We start from the raw sequence: 16,972 nt of genomic DNA on the forward strand, positions 1-16,972 counted from the left end.
CCTAATCGGATTGGACACCCACGTGAGTTCTTTCTTCAGGCGCACGATCTCTGCGCCGGATTCAGCGCTGAACCCAGCGCCAACATCCCGCACGCGCCGCCGCGCCACAATCGCGGCCACCGTCACCATCGCCCTGGTGGGCGCTTCAGTACTCGTCGGCGGCACCCTGCCCGCCGGCGCCGCCCCCGCTGCGACCGGCCTCTACGGCAGCATCGCCTCTCCCGGCGGACAGCGGATGGATTTCACCGCCGGACGATACATCGTGACCCTCAGCGACGAGGCCGTTGCGCTGTACCAGGGCGGAGTCAACGGTTTCTCGGCCACCATGCCCGACGCCGGGGCCAAGCTCAACGCTCAGAGCCGCTCGGCCGAGACCTACAAGGATCACTTGACACGCATCCAAAGCGAGGTGGCAGCATCCGTAGATGCCAAGATGGCGTATTCCTACACGCTCGCCGTCAATGGGTTCGCGGCGCAGCTCACCAGCAAGCAGGCGGCGGCGCTCGCCGTGAAGAAGAACGTGGTGTCGGTGGTACCCGACGCGCTCCGGCACGTGACCGCCGAGTCGTCGACCGACTTTCTGCGGTTGAGCGGACCAAACGGACTGTGGTCCAAGCTCGGCGGAACCAGCGAGGCGGGCAAGGGCGTGGTGATCGGTGTGCTCGACACCGGCATCGCCCCGGAGAACCCGTCCTTCGCCGGGTCATCGCTCGGTACGACGCCCGGAGATGAACCGTGGCTCGACAATGACACCATCACCATGAACAAGGCCGACGGAACCACCTTCACCGGCACCTGCCAGACCGGCGAGCAGTTCGCTGCGACTGCCTGCAGCACCAAGGTGATCGGTGCCCGGTACTTTCTCGACGGATTCGGCGCCGACCAGATCGGCGACGCGTCAACCGGTGAATACGTCTCCCCGCGGGACGGCGACGGCCACGGTTCGCACACCGCCAGCACCGCCGGCGGCAACGCCGACGTTGCCGCGAATCTGAACGGCGTCGACTTCGGCGTTATTTCGGGGGTGGCCCCGGCAGCCAAGATCGCCGCCTACAAGGTGTGCTGGTCCGGTCCCGACAACACCGTCTCGACCGACGACGGCTGCACGGACACCGACATTCTGAAGGCCATCGACCAGGCCATCTCCGACGGCGTCGACGTGATCAACTACTCGATCGGCGGCGGCCCCGCGCAGACCACGTTCTCGCCCACCGACGAAGCCTTCCTGGGCGCGGCGGCAGCAGGCATCTTTGTGGCCGTATCCGCTGGTAACGACGGCCCAACGACATCCACAGTGGAGCACGCGTCACCGTGGATCACCACGGTCGCCGCGACGACGATTCCGTCGTATGAGGCGACGGCCACGCTCGGTGACGGCACGGCGTATGCCGGGGCCTCGATCACCGTCGACCGCACGCCGGGAGCCACCCCGCTCTCGGGCGACCTGGTGCGGGCCGACCTCGTATCGGTCGACGGCTTCGACCCGGCCGACGCGCTGCTGTGCGCGCCGGGCGCCCTCGACCCGGCCAAGGTGGCCAGCGGGATCGTCTTCTGCCAACGCGGCGTTTACGACCGACTGTCCAAGTCGGCCGAGGTACTGCGGGCCGGCGGCAGCGGAATGCTGCTGGTCAACCGCACACCGGCCGACGTTGACACCGACGAACACTCGGTGCCGAGCATCCACCTCGACGCGAACGCCTTCGACCCGGTTTTCGCCTACGCGGCGACGGCCGGCGCGACGGCCACATTCACACCCGACAACACGACCGCCACGCAGACTCCGGTGCCCCAGGTTGCCGGATTCTCCTCTCGCGGGCCGGTGACCGCCGATGGCGGCGACCTGCTCAAGCCCGATATCGCCGCCCCCGGTGTGAGTATTCTGGCCGACGGCCCCAATGCGGAGGGCAGCGACCCGACGTTCCAGTTCCTGTCAGGTACCTCGATGGCAAGCCCGCACATCGCCGGATTTGCCGCACTGATTCTGGGCTTTCGGCCACTCGCGACCCCGTCCGAGATTAAGTCGGTCATGATGACGACCGCGAAGAACACGGTCGATGCCACCGGCGCCCCGGTGACCGACCCGTTCGCGCAGGGTGCCGGCCAGATCAATCCCTCGTCGTTCGAGTTCCCTGGCCTGGTTTATCAGAGCGGCCCGGCCGACTGGCTGGCCTACCTGCAGGGGATCGGTTTCGACGCCGGCGTGGAGCCGATCGACGCCAGCAACCTGAACCTGCCGTCCATTCAGATCGGAGCGCTGACCGCACCAGAAACCATCACCCGCACGGTGACCGCCGTACGGGTGGGAACCTACACGGCCGTCCCGATCGAGATTCCCGGCATCACCGCCGTCGTTTCTCCGGCCGAGATGACCTTCAGCGCGGTGGGTGAGAAGCAGAGTTACACGGTGACCTTCACTCGAACGGATGCTCCGCTCGACCAATATGCCACCGGCTCGCTGGACTGGGGCTTCGGCAATGGTGGTTCGGGCGACCCGGGCGACTTCTTCGACGTGGTCCACAGCCCGATCGCCGTTCGTCCGGTCACCGTCGTCGCCCCCACCGAGGTGGCCGGCACCGGCCTCGAAGGTTCGGTCGACATCACCGTCGCCTCGGGCGGGTCAGAGCCGGTAGCGCTGAAACTCAGCGGTCTGGCCAACGGGATGCACCAGAGCAACGCCGACGACCCGTTCGCTCCGCACACCGATGAGGGCGTGACCGGCGAGCAGTTCACCTACGAGGTGGAAATTCAGGAAGGTCGGTTGGCCCGGTTCGACCTGAACGCCATCGACGACGGGTCCGACCTCGACCTGTTCGTACTGCTGCTCGACGGCGCTGGCGGGAACCCGGTTGCCGGCTGGCAGTCGGCCACGGGTTCCGCCGATGAGCACGTCGACCTGGACGCCCCCGAGGCCGGTTTTTACCAGGTTATCGTGGACGTGTTTTCCGGTTCTACCGCGTTCGATGTGAACACCTTCTCGGTCTCGTCGGGAGAGCCCAGCCATGGGTTCGCAGCGACCCCTCCGGCGATCGAAGGACCGCAGGGCGTTCCGATCACGTACACGCTGAGCTGGGCCGGACTGGTACCGAACACGCCGTACCTCGGTGTGGTCGACTATGGCGACAGCACCGCGTCGACGATCCTCACCGTGGCGGCCAGCGAAGGCGGTGAAACGGATGCCCCGGTGAACACGGTGGCGCCCAGCGTCTCGGGTACGGCAGAGATCGGGTCGGTATTGACCGCTGATCCCGGCCAGTGGAACGTCGAAGGCCTCGATTTCGGCTACCAGTGGCAGAGCGACGGCGTCGACATCAATGGTGCGACGTCAGCGACCCTCACGCCGACCAAGGCGCTTGCCGGGACCACATTGACCGTGGTGGTGACCGCCACGGTATCGGGCGGGCCGAGTGCCACGGCGACGTCGGCCGGGGTCGTTGTGAAGTATGCCGCGAAGGTCGCGCTGGGTGTCAGCCACCGGGCCGTCTTCTTCTCCAGCCGGGTCACCGTGTCCGTCACGGTCACCAGCACGGGCGAGGTCGGCGATACCGCCACCGTAACCGTCGATAAGCGCAAATTCACCGTGGCGCTCGACGCGAACGGGCACGGCAGCGTCACGCTGCCTAAGCTCGGTCGCGGCCTATACAAGGTGGTCGGGCACTACGCCGGAAACGACGCGGTCGCCGCCGCGACCAGCCCAACCCGCTCCCTGGTCGTCGTGCGGTAGCCCGCGCGCTCAGCCTGACCCGGGGCCCGTCTTTGTGGACGGGGCCCGGGCCCCGACCATGGGCGCAGTTTAGAAACTGGGCCCATGGTCATAAGGTGGGCCCGGCGGCGAATGGGTTGCCCGGCGAGGCAGCTTAGGCTGGGGGAATGCGATTGGCGGTATGGATGCGGGGACGACCCAGGGCATCCGCTGTACCCAAGCCGAGGCCGGTCGGCTTGAAGCCCCGTCTGAACCGCGATGTGATCGTGCTCGGCGTCATCGCCTTCTTCGTGATGGTGGGGTTCGGCGTCGTCGTTCCGGTGCTTCCGGTCTACGTGCAGAGTTTTGGGGTGGGCAACCTCGAGGTCGGCGCGGTTGTCTCGGCTTTCGCGCTCATGCGTTTTGTGTTCAGCCCGGCCTGCGGCCGCCTGATCGACTGGGCGGGGGAGCGCACCGTGCTCGCCATCGGAATCGGTATCGTCGCGCTCTCGAGCGGACTGGTTGGCGCGGCCGATAGCTATGTGCAGTTGTTGTTGCTGCGCGGCGCGGGCGGCATCGGCTCGGCCATGTTCTCGGTGTCTGCGATGACGCTGCTGCTTCGCACGGCCGAACCGGGCCGTCGGGCCCGAGCGATCGGCTTCTACCAGGGCGGATTCCTGATCGGCGGTATGGCCGGCCCGGCAATCGGCAGCCTACTCGCGACCATTTCCCTGACCGCACCGTTCTTCTTCTACGCCGGCACCCTCACCGTGGCCGGCCTGGTCGGGCTCCTTCTTCTGCGTTCCGGAGGTCGAGGCAGCGCGCTGGCCGGAGCCGACGCATCCGCCGATCGCACGCCGTTTCGCACCGTGTTGCGCGACGAGCGCTTTCGCGCGGCCTGCATCGCCAACTTTGCTCAGGGCTGGACCTCGCTCGGGGTGCGCACGACGCTCATTCCCCTGTTCGTGGTCGTGGTGCTCGGCGGCACGAGTTCGTGGACCGGAATCGCTTTTGCCGCGGCGGCGGTGGCCCAGGCCCTCGCGCTGGCTCCGGCCGCCCGCTTTGTCGACACCGTCGGACGTAAACCGGCCATCATCGGGGCATTCACCGTGGCCGGGCTGGCGATCGTGGCCATCTCCTTCGCGCCGAACATCTGGGTGCTCGGCGCCCTGCTCTGCGTCTACGGCGTCGCCGCGGCGTTTATGGGCACCGCTCCGGCCGCGGCGGTGGGCGATGCCGCCGGTGCGCGTGGCGGACGCCCGGTGTCGGTCTTCTCGATGTGCGCGGATGCCGGTGCGATCGTCGGTCCGTTGGTCGCAGGCCTGCTGGTTGATACCTTCTCGTTCTCGGCCGGGTTCGCGCTGGGCGGGGTCTTCTTAGTCATCGCGGCCGCCTACGCGCTTCGGATGCCGTCGGACCGTCGCGTCGTCGTCTGACGGCCCGGTACGGCGAGGGCGGCATCACTCCTGCAAATTGTGAGCGGCCGCAAGCTGGTGCGCGGTTTTCCGCAGCCCAATTTTGCTTCCGCGGTTTCAAATTGCAGGAGTTATGACCCGCCGAGGGCGAGAAAGGATTAGCGCAGCTCTTTGCGACCGGAGATGACGCCGCTCACCGTGGCGACGACGGCGAAGATCACGGTGATGATGGGCAAGCCGAGGTCCCACCAGGCGACGGCGGCTGAGCCGAAGATGGCGATCTCGATGACGGCCTTGCCAAATGGATCGAGGCGGAACACGGCCCTTGGTGATCGGAACAGAGCCCAGATGAGAATCGCGAAGGCCGGGGTGGCGAGTCCGAAGAGCAGGCCGGGCCAGGGGAGCGGCCAGGCGACGAAACCCCAAATTCCGAGGCTGACAAAAGCGAAGAGTTCGAGCACGAACCGGAGCATGTCGTTGGGGCCGATTTTCGGCAGGTCACGCGTATCTGTCACCCGTCAATCCTACCGACGCGTCGCACCCCTGCGTTCCGGGCCTGGGCCCAGTCCTCGGGCCCAGGATATAAACTGGGCCCGAGGACGGGGCCCGGGCCCCATCCGGTGCACGGAAGCGGTTCTGTGCTGTCCGGGCCCGTGATCGAGCATGGGCCCAGGCGCAGGGCACTACTTGAAGATGATCGTGCGGGCGCCGTCGAGCAGCACGCGATTCTCGGCGAACCACTTCACCGCCTGGGTGAGCGTGCGGCTCTCCTCGTCCTGCCCGATTGACACGAGTTCCGACGGGGTGCGCGAGTGATCGACCCGCACCACGTTCTGCTCGATGATCGGCCCCTCGTCGAGGTTGCCGGTCACAAAGTGCGCGGTCGCCCCGATGAGCTTCACGCCGCGCGCGTGCGCCTGGCGATAGGGATTGGCACCCTTGAACCCGGGCAGGAATGAGTGGTGAATGTTGATCGCGCGCCCGCTGAGCCGCGCGCACAGTTCCGGCGAGAGAATCTGCATGTAGCGGGCGAGTACGACGAGTTCGATGTCGAGGTCGTCGACCGCCTCGATGACGCGGGCCTCGAAGTCGGCTTTGCTGACGGCATCCGTTATGGGCAACGATTCGAACGGTACCCCGTAGAACCCGACGAGGTCGCGCAGCGTGCCGTGATTGCTGAGCACGAGCGGAATCTCGACCGGCAACTGCCCGCCACGCTGGCGAAACAGCAGGTCGTTCACGCAGTGTCCGGCCGAGGACGCGAGCACGAGCGTGCGCAGCGGGCGCCCGACGACATCGATGATCGACGCCATCGCATAGCGTTCGACCACCGGCGCGAGCGCCGCCTCGAGCTCGGCCCGCGTCGCCGGCGACTGCACCTGCAGCCGCATGAAGAACCGCCCGGTATCGTCGCTGGAGAACTGCTGGCTCTCCGAGATATTGCCGTGCGCCTGCACGATCGCGCCGCTGACGGCGTGCACGATTCCGGGCTGGTCGGCGCAGACCAGCGTGATTACCCAATGATGCGGGGTCGAAGAAGTCATTGGGCCAGAATACCCGGCGCAAGAGCGGATGCCGCGGCTCGCCCAGTTGCCGCCTCACCGGCATTGGGTAGACTACCTGTTGGTCGCACTGAGCAGGTCGGCCCCGGGCGCGCACGTCGGCGCGCAGTCGAGTGGTTTCGATCTCGGTGTGAATGGTCCCACCGGTCGACTACTCCGGCCCAGTTTCGAATGCAGCCATGACCAACACCGCCAATATCTTTTTGCCCACCGGGTCGATCCCGGTCGCGCCGTCCGTCCGCTCCAACCGGGCTGAACCGCCGTTCCCCTGGGTCGGACTGATCACCCTGTCCGCCGCAGTCTTTCTCTCGGTCACGAGCGAAATGCTGCCGACAGGGCTGCTCCCCGAGATGAGTCGCAGCCTGAATGTGGCCCAGTCGCAGATCGGGCTCCTCGTCTCGTGGTTCGCGTTCACGGTCGTGCTCACGAGCGCGCCGGTCGCCATCTGGACCAGACGGTTTCCGCGGCACGGCCTGATCATCGTCGTGCTGATCATCTTCGCGGTGAGCAACATCCTCACCGCCATCGCGCCGACCTATGAGTTCGTCGTCGCTTCGCGGGTTCTCGGCGGCGTGGCTCACGGCCTGTTCTGGTCGGTGGTTGGCGCCTACGCCGGTCACCTGGTGCCAAAAGCGCAGATCGGTCGGGCCGTCTCCATCACGGTCGCCGGCGGAACGCTCGCCTTCGTCTTCGGGGTACCGCTCGGCACCGCGGGCGGGCACCTGCTCGGCTGGCGGCTCTCCTTCGTCATCCTCGCCGGGCTGATGCTCGTCGGCGCGGTACTGGTCTGGAAGTTTCTGCCACCGGTGGCGCGGTATTCCACCGGCGCCGCAGCATCCGTTCACGCACCGAAAACCCGGCAGCCGCGCGACGCGACCGTGCCAGCGGTGGTGCTGATCTGCATCATCACCGGTATCACCATGATCGGTCACTACAGCTTTTACACCTACATCGCGCCGTTCCTGCTCGACGGGCTCAGCGTCGACCCAGAACTGCTCGCCCCGATGCTCTTCGCCTACGGTGTGGCCGGCGCGGTGGGGCTGCTGTTGGTCGGCACGGTCTTCGGCCCGAGCCCGAGCCTCGGCCTCATTCTCGGGCTCGCCGTGAGCGCCCTCAGCGTGAGTCTGCTCGCCGTGTTCACCGCCACCCTGCCGGTCGCGATTGCCGCGTTTGTGCTCTGGGGCATGGCGTTCGGCATGCTCCCTCCGCTGATGCAGACCCGGATGCTGCACGCCGCGTCGCCGCGTATCCGCGATACTGCAAGCGCCTTCTACACCACCGCGTTCAACGCCGGCATTGGCGGCGGCGCACTGCTCGGCGCGGTGCTGATCGACAGCGTCGGCCTCGACCGGGTGCCGCTCGTCTACGTGGGGCTGCTGGTCGTTGCCCTCGCGCTCGTGGTGGTCACGGACCTCATGACCCAGCACCGCGCTCGCGCCTGAGCGCCGAATCGCCGGGTTAACCGCGTGGTCGGTCGGAGAGCGGACGGTTGGCCACGACCGGCACGTGCCCGGTGAAGCCGTCGCGGGCGGCGGCGATCTCGAAAATGCGACCGCGGCAGGCGTACCAGCCGATCATCAGCCCCGGAATGATGAGCACCAGCGAGCTGATCGTGAGCGTGCCGACCGGCCAGTCGAACGCCATGAGCACGAGCACACCGGCGAGGAACACCAGCGTCACGTAGCCCGAGTACGGCGCCCACGGCATGCGGAACACGGGGCGCACCACAATTCCCCGTTTGGCCCATGCCTGCAGTCGAAGCTGGCACAGCACGATCATGCCCCAGGCGCTGACGATGCCGATCGCCGCCATGTTCAGCACGATCTCGAAGGCCTCATCGGGCACGATGGCGTTGAGCCCAACGCCGAGCAGCGTCACGACCCCGGTCAGCAGGATGCCGCCGAACGGCACACCGTTTCGGCTGATCTTGCCGGCAAAACGCGGCGCCGAGCCGGCCAGCGACATTGACCGAAGTATGCGCCCGGTGGAATACAGGCCGGCGTTCAGGGAGGACAACGCCGCTGTGAGCACGACGAGGTTCATGATCACGTCGACGCCATCGACCCCGATCGTGCCGAAGAAGGTGACGAATGGGCTTTCGCCCGCTTTATAGGCCGTGTATGGCAACAACAGCGAGAGCAGCAGAATCGACCCCACGTAGAACACTGCAATGCGAATGATGACCGTGTTGATGGCCTTCGGCATGACCTTCTCGGGGTTCTTCGTCTCGCCGGCGGTTGTACCGACCAGCTCGATCGAGGCGTAGGCGAACACGACGCCCTGCACCACCAGAACGGATGCGATCAGCCCGTTGGGCAGCCAGCCCCCGTTTTCGCCGATCAGCGCAAAACCGGCGATGGCGCCGTCGAGCGGCGTGCCGAAGATCACCATCCAAGTGCCGACGATCAGGAACGCCACGATGGCGAGCACCTTGATGAGCGCGAACCAGAACTCCATCTCGCCGAACACCTTGACCGAGAGCAGGTTGAGCGAGAGCACCAGGGCGAGCGCGGCGAGGGCGTACAGCCACTGCGGCACCGAGCCGAAGGGCGCCCAGTAGGTCGCGAAGAAGTTCATGTACAGCGCCACCGCGGTCACGTCGACGATCGCCGTCATGGCCCAGTTGAGCCAGTACAGCCAACCGGTGACAAAAGCCGTCTTCTCGCCGAAGAACTCGCGGGCATAGGACACGAAGGAGCCGGAGCTCGGGCGGTGCAGCACCAGTTCGCCGAGCGCCCGCAGGATGAGAAAAGCAAAGAAGCCGCAGATGGCGTAGACGAACACCAGGGCGGGACCGGCGCTGGCGAGGCGTCCGCCGGCGCCGAGGAACAGCCCGGTGCCGATTGCGCCGCCGATCGCGATCATCTGCACGTGGCGCGATTTGAGACCCTTGTGCAATGCGTCGTCCTCGTGCACGCTCAGGGCGTCCTCGATGTGCTCGACCGGCGTCTCTTCGGGTGGGTTGGCGTGGTCGTGGTGACCGTGTGGTTCTGCCGGAGAGCTGTTCGGTGCGGGCGTGGAGGAGGGCTGCTGGCCGCGGGTGGGGCTCAAAACGGTACTCGATTTCGCTGGCCGGTCACTCAGATAGCTTCGTGGGAGCAAACAGTTCGAGTGGCGCGGGAAGTGGCCGGAAACTGCACGCACACGCGCTTCTGGCGGTGTGCGGCGTCGGCCGGGGGATAGCGCAACCCTACTCTGTGCCTCAGCGCCCTGCCTGAGCTGCCCGCATTATTCGAACCCCAACTGGGGGCCGCCTGTACGCGGGTAGAGTAGACCTGCACACCCCGACCTGACAAGCCTGGAGGCCGCATGGTTCTTTTCCTCCTCGCGTTTGTTGTTCTTTCGGTGCTTACGCCGTGGCTCACCCGGTATCTGGGTACCCGCGTCTTTTACCTGATCGCCCTGCTGCCAGCTGGTGCCTTCGCGTACACGCTGACCCAGACTTCCACGGTCACCGCGGGTGGGGCCGTAACCCAGTCGATGCCGTGGATTCCTCAGCTCGGCATCAGTCTCTCTTTTCGGGTGGACACACTGGCTTGGCTGCTAGCGCTCGTAGTGACGGGCATCGGCGCCCTCGTTCTGGTCTATTGCGCACGCTACTTCACCGACGACGAGCCGAGCCTCGGCCGGTTCGCGGCGCTGCTGCTGGCCTTCGCCGGAACGATGTACGGTCTGGTCACCGCCGACGACCTGGTGATCATGTTCATGTTCTGGGAGATCACCAGCGTGCTTTCCTACCTGCTGATCGGGCATTACACGCACAAACGCGAGAGTCGCGGCGCCGCCCTGCAGGCCTTGATCGTGACGACGTTCGGCGGCCTGGTCATGCTGGTCGGCGTCGTGATGATCTCGGTCGCCTCCGGCACCACGAGCCTCGCCTACATCGTGGCCAACCCGGTGACGAGCGCCATGGGCACCTGGGCGGTGCTGCTGATTCTGATCGGGGCGCTCTCCAAGAGCGCTCTGGTGCCATTCCACTTCTGGCTGCCCGCCGCGATGGCCGCGCCGACCCCGGTCAGTGCCTACCTGCACGCCGCCGCCATGGTCAAGGCCGGCATTTACATCGTCGCCCGGCTCGCCCCCGGCTACGCCGACAGCGACGGCTGGCTGCCGGTGCTCGTGACCCTCGGCGTCTGGACCATGGTGGTCGGGGCGTGGCGGGCCCTGCGTCAATATGATCTCAAACTGCTGCTCGCCTACGGCACGGTCAGCCAGCTCGGCTTTCTCATGATCGCGATCGGGTTCAACACCCGCGATACCGCGCTCGCCGGAGCCGCCCTGTTGCTCGCGCACGCCCTATACAAGGCCACGCTGTTTCTGGTCGTTGGCGTGATCGACCATCGGGCCGGCACCCGCGACTGGCGCAAACTCAGCGGTGTTGGCCGCAGCGCACCGGCACTCGCCTTCATCGCGCTCATCGCGGTCGCGTCGATGGTCGGCCTGCCGCCGTTGTTCGGCTTCGTCGCCAAGGAGGCCGTGTTCACCTCCCTGCTCGACGCCGGCGTCGGCGGATCCGGCTGGGGCTACGCGGCGCTCATCGGCACGGCCGTCGGGTCCGTTTTGACGGTGGCGTACAGCATCCGTTTCTTCTGGGGCGCCTTCGGAACGCGCAAGGAGCAGCCGAACACCGTGCTGCACGTGAGCCCCTGGGACACCCTGCTCGCACCCGGATTGCTCACCGTGGCAACCATCGGCCTCGGACTTTTCGCCGCGCTGCTTGACCCGTTGCTGGCACCCTACGCCGACTCGGTACCGGGTATCGGCAGCCTCACCGAACCGCCGTACCACCTCGCGCTCTGGCACGGCCTCGAGCCTGCCCTGTACCTCAGCGCGGTCGTTCTGCTGCTCGGGGCGCTGCTGTTCCGCGCGCGCCGGGGAGTGGCCAAGCTGCAGGCGAAGGTGCCCGACGTTATTGACGCCGGCCGCGGCTACGGCAAGGCCATCCGCAGTGTCGACCGAATTGCAGCCCGGGTTACCCATTTCGCCCAGCGAGGTGGACTGCCGCAGTACCTCGGCACCATCCTCACCGTTTTCGTGCTCGCCCTCGGCTTTGCAGCCTTCGTCAACCGCACCTGGCCCGACTCGATCGTGCTCTGGGATTACCCAGGCCAGGTACTGATTGCCCTGATCATGGGCATCTGCGCGGTGATGGCGGCGAGGGTGGGGCAGCGGATGACCGCGGTTATTCTCGCAGGCGTCACCGGTTACGGCCTGGTCGCTCTGTTCGCCTTTCACGGAGCTCCCGACCTCGCCCTCACCCAGGCGCTGGTCGAGTCGATCACCCTGGTGATCTTCGTGCTCGTATTGCGCCGCCTGCCCGCGAACATCGCCCAGCACAACAAGCCGGTGCGCCCGAAGCGCCGCCTGCTGATCGGCAGCCTGGTCGGCCTGGTCATGGGCACGATCGGCTTCATCGCACTCGGGGCGCGGGACTTCGCGAGCATCGCCGGCGCCCTGCCCCGATTGTCGGTCGACGATGGGCACGGCGACAACATCGTCAACGTGATGCTCGTGGACATTCGCGCCTGGGACACCATGGGCGAGGTGTCGGTGCTCATCGTCGTCGCGACCGGCGTTGCGAGCCTGCTGTTCGTGTCCGGCCGAAACGCGGTCGTGCCACGCTTGAAAGAGTCCCGCAGCCTGCGCTCGGCCGCCAACCGGCGCCGCGTCGTGGCCGACCCTGAAATCTCGAGTGAGGGCCACGCCGTCACCCGGCAGGCTTTTCTGCTCGCCGGGCGCAAGAACGATCCGCGCAACCGGTCGATCCTCATCGAAGTGCTCGTGCGGTTGCTGTTCCACCCGGCCATGATCGTGTCGATCTATCTGCTGTTCGCCGGCCACAACCTTCCCGGCGGCGGGTTTGCAGGCGGGCTGCTGGCCGGCCTCGCCCTCGTGGCCCGGTATCTGGCCGGCGGACGCTACGAGCTTAGCGAAGCAGCACCGATCGACCCGGGCAAGATTCTCGGGCTTGGCGTCATCCTGGCCGTGGGCATGGCCGTCGTCTCGCTGTTCTTCGACGGGATCCCGCTCGAATCGGCCTACTTCACGGCCTCCGTGCCCGTGCTGGGTGACCTGTCGTTTGGCACCTCGACCATTTTCGACATCGGCGTCTATTTTGTTGTCATCGGCCTGACCTATGACATTCTGCGCAGCCTCGGCAGCGAGATCGACCGTCAGAGTGAGGCCGACGAGGTCGGCCCGCGGTCGGCGCCAGAGGCCAACACCGCACCGCAGGCCAACACCGCATTACAGACCAACACCGAGGAGGTCACCCGATGAGCGCCTCCCTCACCCTCGTCATTGTGATGGCCGTGATGTACGCGGCCGGCGTCTACGTGATGCTCGAACGTAGCCTCACCCGCGTGCTGATCGGCTTTCTGCTGGTCGGCAACGCCACCAACCTGCTTATTTTCATCATGAGCGGCCGCCCCGGCAGCTCACCGATTGTCACCGGTACGAGCGTCGAAGACATGGTCGACCCGATCCCGCAGGTACTCATGCTCACCGCGATCGTGATCAATTTCGGCATCACCGCGCTGCTGCTCGCGCTCATCTATCGCTCGTGGTGGCTCGCCCAACTCGGCGACGAGGGCGACACCCTCACCGACGAGCACGCCACCGAGAGCGCCGGCGAGGCCGACGTCACCTTCCTCTCCTCATCGGACGATGACGACGCCATCGCCGAATCCCTCGACGAGTTCGAGCGGGGTGACGGCGCCACGAGCGACGAAGACACGATCAAAACGGATGCTGCCCGGCGCGCCGGCGCATCCGCTGCAGACCGGGAGGACCAGCAATGACCGCCCTCGTTCCCCTCATCGTCTGCCTGCCGCTGCTGGGCGCCGCGATCGCACTGATGCTCGGCCAGCGCCGCCGCCTACAGGTACTGGTGAGCGTGCTGAGCCTCACCGCTGCCACCGTGATGAGCGCCGTGCTGCTCGTGCTGGTCGACCGGTTCGGTCCGGCCGTGGTGCAGGTTGGTGGCTGGGAAGCTCCGTGGGGAATTGTGCTCGTCGTCGATCGACTCTCGGCGATCATGCTTCTCATCTCGGCGCTCATGCTGCTCGGCGTACTGCTGTTTGCCGTGGGCCAGGGCATCGTTGACGGCCACACCGAAACTCCGGTCTCGATCTTTCACCCCACTTATCTCGTGCTGGCCGCCGGACTGTTCAACGCCTTCGTCGCGGGTGACCTGTTCTCGATGTATGTCGGCTTCGAGATGCTGCTCTCGGCGAGCTATGTGCTGCTCACCCTGGGGGGCACCGGCGCCCGCATTCGAGTGGGCATCACCTACATCGTCGTGAGCCTGGTGTCGTCGCTGCTGTTCCTCAGCGCGATCGCCCTCATCTACGGCGCCACCGGCACGGTGACCCTGGCCTTGATCGCCGAGCGGATGCCCGACCTCCCCGCCGACATCCAGCTGATCCTCGGGCTGTTGCTGTTGATCGCCTTCGGGGTGAAAGCGGCAGTGTTCCCGATGTCGTTCTGGCTGCCGGACTCCTACCCAACGGCGCCCGCACCGGTCACCGCGGTCTTCGCCGGTTTGCTCACCAAGGTCGGTGTGTACGCGATTCTGCGCACCCAAACCCTGTTTTTTCCCGACAACCAGTTCTCGATGCCGCTCATGGTCGTGGCGGCGCTTACCTTGCTCGTGGGTATTTTGGGTTCTCTCGCCCAGGCCGACATTAAACGACTGCTCTCGTTCACCCTGGTCAGCCATATCGGGTACATGCTGTTCGGCATTGCGATCGGAACCCCACTCGCCATCGCCGCGACCATCTTCTACGTCGTGCATCACATCACCGTACAGACGACCCTGTTTCTCGCCGCGGGGCTGATCGACCGGGTCGGCGGCACCACGTCGCTTTCGAGGCTCGGCGGGCTACTGAAATCGGCACCGCTCGTGGCTGTTCTGTTCTTTCTGGGTGCGCTCAATCTCGGCGGGATACCGCCATTCTCCGGGTTTCTCGGCAAGATCGCCCTGTTTCAGGCCGGCACGATTGTGGGGGACCCGCTCAGCTACGTGCTGATCGCGGTCGGGGCACTTACCTCGTTGCTCACCCTCTACGCCCTCGCCAGGGCCTGGAACATGGCGTTCTGGCGGCCCAAGCAACAGGTCGCCGACAATACCGCGTCGATCTCGGTGTCGCTCGTGGAAGATCCAGAAGACGCTGGGACCGTGCTGAAGAAGACGATCTCCCCGCTCATGGTCGGCGCGACCACGTCGATGCTCGTGCTGACCCTGTGCCTCACCGTCTTCGCCGGACCGATCTTCGACCTGGCCACCCGGGCAGCTGCGAACATCAGCTCGCCGTCGACTTACATCGACGCCGTGTTCCCTGGCGGCACCGGAGCGATCGAAGACAGCAACGTGGGCACCAACTTCGAGGGGGGCACGAAGTGACCACGCGGCGCGAACGGCTCGACGCTGTCGGCAATCAGATTCCGCCGCTGATCGCGCTGATCGTGTTGTGGATGCTGCTGTGGGGCGAGTTCTCTTGGCTGAATTTGCTCGTTGGGATCGTCGTGGGCATCGTGGTGACCGTGGTGTTTTATCTGGTGCCGGTGCAGCTGAGCGGGCGGGTGCATCCGCTACACACCGTGGTGTTTCTCGTGCGGCTGATCGCGGACATCGTGCGTGCGTCAATCGACGTGGCTTGGCTGGCGGTCAAGCCGCGGCTGGTCATGTCCAATGCGATTTTAGAAATTCAGCTGCGTACCCGCAGCGATCTCATACTCACCTGGACGGCCGTTGCCACGTCGATCGTGCCGGGCTCGATCGTGGTCGACATCGACCGGGAATTGTCGATTTTGTACCTGCACGTACTCAATATGCACAGCGCTGGCGATATCGAGAGGTTTCGCCGACGCGTTCAGGACACCGAGCGGCGTATCGTGCGTGGGTTCGGCTCGCGCGAGGACGTCGAACGGATGCGCGGAGTGCGGCCAGCAGATCGCCGCACCCAGCGAACGACTAGAAAAGGACCATCATGATGTTGCAGATTGTGGCCGTGGTCGCCGGGGTAATGTTCGCAGCCGGGGCGCTCCTGGCCGTCTATCGCATTGTGGTCGGCCCGAGCGTGCTCGACCGGGTTATCGCCTCTGACGTGCTCGTGGCCACGATGATCTGCGCCCTCGGCGCCGAAATGGCATTGAACCGGCACACCGACACCCTGCCGGTGCTACTCGTGCTGGCCCTGTTCGCGGTGCTCGGGTCTCTCAGCGTCGCCCGCTTTCTGCCAGCTCGGGATAGCGCATGAGCGGCGTTCTGCACGATGTGCTCACGGCCGTGCTGATACTCGCCGGAGCCGTCATGTGTCTCGCGGCCGGAATCGGGCTCATCCGCTTTCCCGACGTGTTGTCTCGCCTGCACGCCGCGACCAAGCCACAGATTTTTGGTCTCATGGCCGTGTCAACGGATGTCGCGATCAACAATTTCTCGGTCGGCACCGTCACCCTCGTTGTCGCGATCGTCGCCTTCCAGTCACTGACAGCGCCGATGGCCGCGCACCTTGTGGGCCGCGCCGCCTACGAAACCGAACACCTGCGCCCCGACCTGCTTATCGTTGACGAGTTGCGCGATCGCCGCGCCGCCTGCTGAACCGGCGGCATCGGCCGCGGCCCTGATTAGGGATGGCGGCACCCGTACCTCGGGGTGTCCGCTTCCTCAACGAGTGCCGCCGGCCCAACTATCGAGCCGGAGGGCGGCCGGCGGGTTGGCACCCCGGCGCCACTGCCCCAGTCTTCCGAAGCGGTGAAGCCTATGGTCGGCTCACGAATTCCTGGGCGATCATTGACAGCCACTTTTGCCCATCGTCCTGGGCAATGTCGCCAGCTTCCGGCAGGCGGTCTGCACGAAAGGACAGGACTTTGTCATCAAATCGTCCGTAATACTCAAACACGTACCAGTCATCCTTCTGACAGATGAGAGTCGTTTCGACCTCGCCGCCCAGAGTCGCGGCCGGCAAAGACGCCCCGTTGGGGCACTGGTCCTGGGAGTGCGCAGAGCCGTCGGCAACGCTGCGATGGATCGCGACGATGTCGCTCATCTGGCTATCTCCAATAGTGAGGCGGAGACCTTGATGACTTCGTCGGCGGGACTTATAGTGCAGTCGATCACACTCACCGGAGCGCCGACGAGCTCGTCGTCGGGAAACATCGTTATTTCTGGGAGGACGGCCTGCCCAACATCGCCCTGCAAAATGAGGCATAGGTCGTCGCTGGTCAGGCCTGACGGGAGCGACTCCAGAGTCGGCGCGCTTGCACATCCGGTGACGACGGCGACGGCCGTAAGCACAACCGCTGAAACTCCAACA

Annotated in this window: 14 protein-coding genes; 9 read left to right on the plus strand and 5 right to left on the minus strand. The window is 65.8% G+C overall.

Annotation, left to right across the window (positions count from 1 at the left end; translation table 11 throughout):
* Positions 1–22: 22 nt before the first annotated feature.
* Both CJ028_RS00900 and CJ028_RS00905 read left to right on the plus strand, forming a co-directional pair.
* Positions 23–3,721 carry a S8 family peptidase gene (locus CJ028_RS00900; RefSeq protein ID WP_240607013.1) on the plus strand — a complete coding sequence of 1,233 codons (3,699 nt, stop codon included), beginning with the start codon at positions 23–25 and terminating at the stop codon, positions 3,719–3,721.
* A gap of 146 nt (positions 3,722–3,867) precedes the next feature.
* Complete coding sequence (locus CJ028_RS00905) at positions 3,868–5,115, plus strand: MFS transporter (RefSeq protein ID WP_240607014.1); 1,248 nt, start codon at positions 3,868–3,870, stop codon at positions 5,113–5,115.
* Between the two features lie 137 nt (positions 5,116–5,252).
* Here CJ028_RS00905 and CJ028_RS00910 read toward each other — a convergent pair whose 3' ends face one another.
* Both CJ028_RS00910 and purU read right to left on the minus strand, forming a co-directional pair.
* Entirely contained in the window at positions 5,253–5,609 is a 357-nt protein-coding gene (locus CJ028_RS00910) for a YrdB family protein (protein ID WP_240607015.1), read from the minus strand.
* Between the two features lie 168 nt (positions 5,610–5,777).
* Positions 5,778–6,638, minus strand: a complete 861-nt coding sequence (gene purU, locus CJ028_RS00915) for a formyltetrahydrofolate deformylase (protein ID WP_105033408.1) — start codon at positions 6,636–6,638, stop codon at positions 5,778–5,780.
* Between the two features lie 197 nt (positions 6,639–6,835).
* Between purU and CJ028_RS00920 the strand changes: the two genes are divergently transcribed.
* On the plus strand, positions 6,836–8,098 hold the full coding sequence (locus tag CJ028_RS00920) for an MFS transporter (protein WP_105033409.1): 1,263 nt from the start codon (positions 6,836–6,838) through the stop codon (positions 8,096–8,098).
* Positions 8,099–8,114: 16 nt separating this feature from the next.
* Here the strand turns inward: CJ028_RS00920 and CJ028_RS00925 are convergent, their stop codons facing one another.
* Positions 8,115–9,590, minus strand: coding sequence for an amino acid permease (locus tag CJ028_RS00925; protein WP_240607026.1), 1,476 nt, complete (start codon positions 9,588–9,590; stop codon positions 8,115–8,117).
* 375 nt (positions 9,591–9,965) lie between these two features.
* Here CJ028_RS00925 and CJ028_RS00930 point away from each other — a divergent pair, with 375 nt between their 5' ends.
* From CJ028_RS00930 to mnhG, 6 genes are read left to right on the plus strand one after another with little or no spacing between them, the layout of a single operon-like run.
* On the plus strand, positions 9,966–12,935 hold the full coding sequence (locus tag CJ028_RS00930; RefSeq protein ID WP_105033410.1) for a Na+/H+ antiporter subunit A: 2,970 nt from the start codon (positions 9,966–9,968) through the stop codon (positions 12,933–12,935).
* Positions 12,932–13,456: a sodium:proton antiporter gene (locus CJ028_RS00935; protein WP_105033411.1), complete on the plus strand. Its 525-nt coding sequence runs from the start codon at positions 12,932–12,934 to the stop codon at positions 13,454–13,456. Before CJ028_RS00930 ends, CJ028_RS00935 begins: the two co-directional genes overlap by 4 nt.
* Positions 13,453–15,060: a Na+/H+ antiporter subunit D gene (locus CJ028_RS00940; RefSeq protein WP_105033412.1), complete on the plus strand. Its 1,608-nt coding sequence runs from the start codon at positions 13,453–13,455 to the stop codon at positions 15,058–15,060. The genes CJ028_RS00935 and CJ028_RS00940 overlap by 4 nt, the downstream gene beginning before the upstream one ends.
* Positions 15,057–15,650: a Na+/H+ antiporter subunit E gene (locus CJ028_RS00945; protein ID WP_105033413.1), complete on the plus strand. Its 594-nt coding sequence runs from the start codon at positions 15,057–15,059 to the stop codon at positions 15,648–15,650. Before CJ028_RS00940 ends, CJ028_RS00945 begins: the two co-directional genes overlap by 4 nt.
* Positions 15,647–15,916, plus strand: coding sequence for a monovalent cation/H+ antiporter complex subunit F (locus CJ028_RS00950; RefSeq protein ID WP_205683901.1), 270 nt, complete (start codon positions 15,647–15,649; stop codon positions 15,914–15,916). The genes CJ028_RS00945 and CJ028_RS00950 overlap by 4 nt, the downstream gene beginning before the upstream one ends.
* Complete coding sequence (gene mnhG / locus CJ028_RS00955) at positions 15,913–16,257, plus strand: monovalent cation/H(+) antiporter subunit G (RefSeq protein ID WP_105033414.1); 345 nt, start codon at positions 15,913–15,915, stop codon at positions 16,255–16,257. The genes CJ028_RS00950 and mnhG overlap by 4 nt, the downstream gene beginning before the upstream one ends.
* 160 nt (positions 16,258–16,417) lie before the next feature.
* On the opposite strand, the gene CJ028_RS00960 is transcribed toward mnhG, so the two are convergent.
* Entirely contained in the window at positions 16,418–16,705 is a 288-nt protein-coding gene (locus CJ028_RS00960; protein ID WP_105033415.1) for a hypothetical protein, read from the minus strand.
* Positions 16,702–16,953, minus strand: coding sequence for a hypothetical protein (locus CJ028_RS00965; RefSeq protein ID WP_105033416.1), 252 nt, complete (start codon positions 16,951–16,953; stop codon positions 16,702–16,704). The genes CJ028_RS00960 and CJ028_RS00965 overlap by 4 nt, the downstream gene beginning before the upstream one ends.
* Between the last annotated feature and the right edge of the window lie 19 nt (positions 16,954–16,972).

Source organism: Cryobacterium aureum, from assembly GCF_002954245.1.
GTDB lineage: Bacteria > Actinomycetota > Actinomycetes > Actinomycetales > Microbacteriaceae > Cryobacterium > Cryobacterium aureum.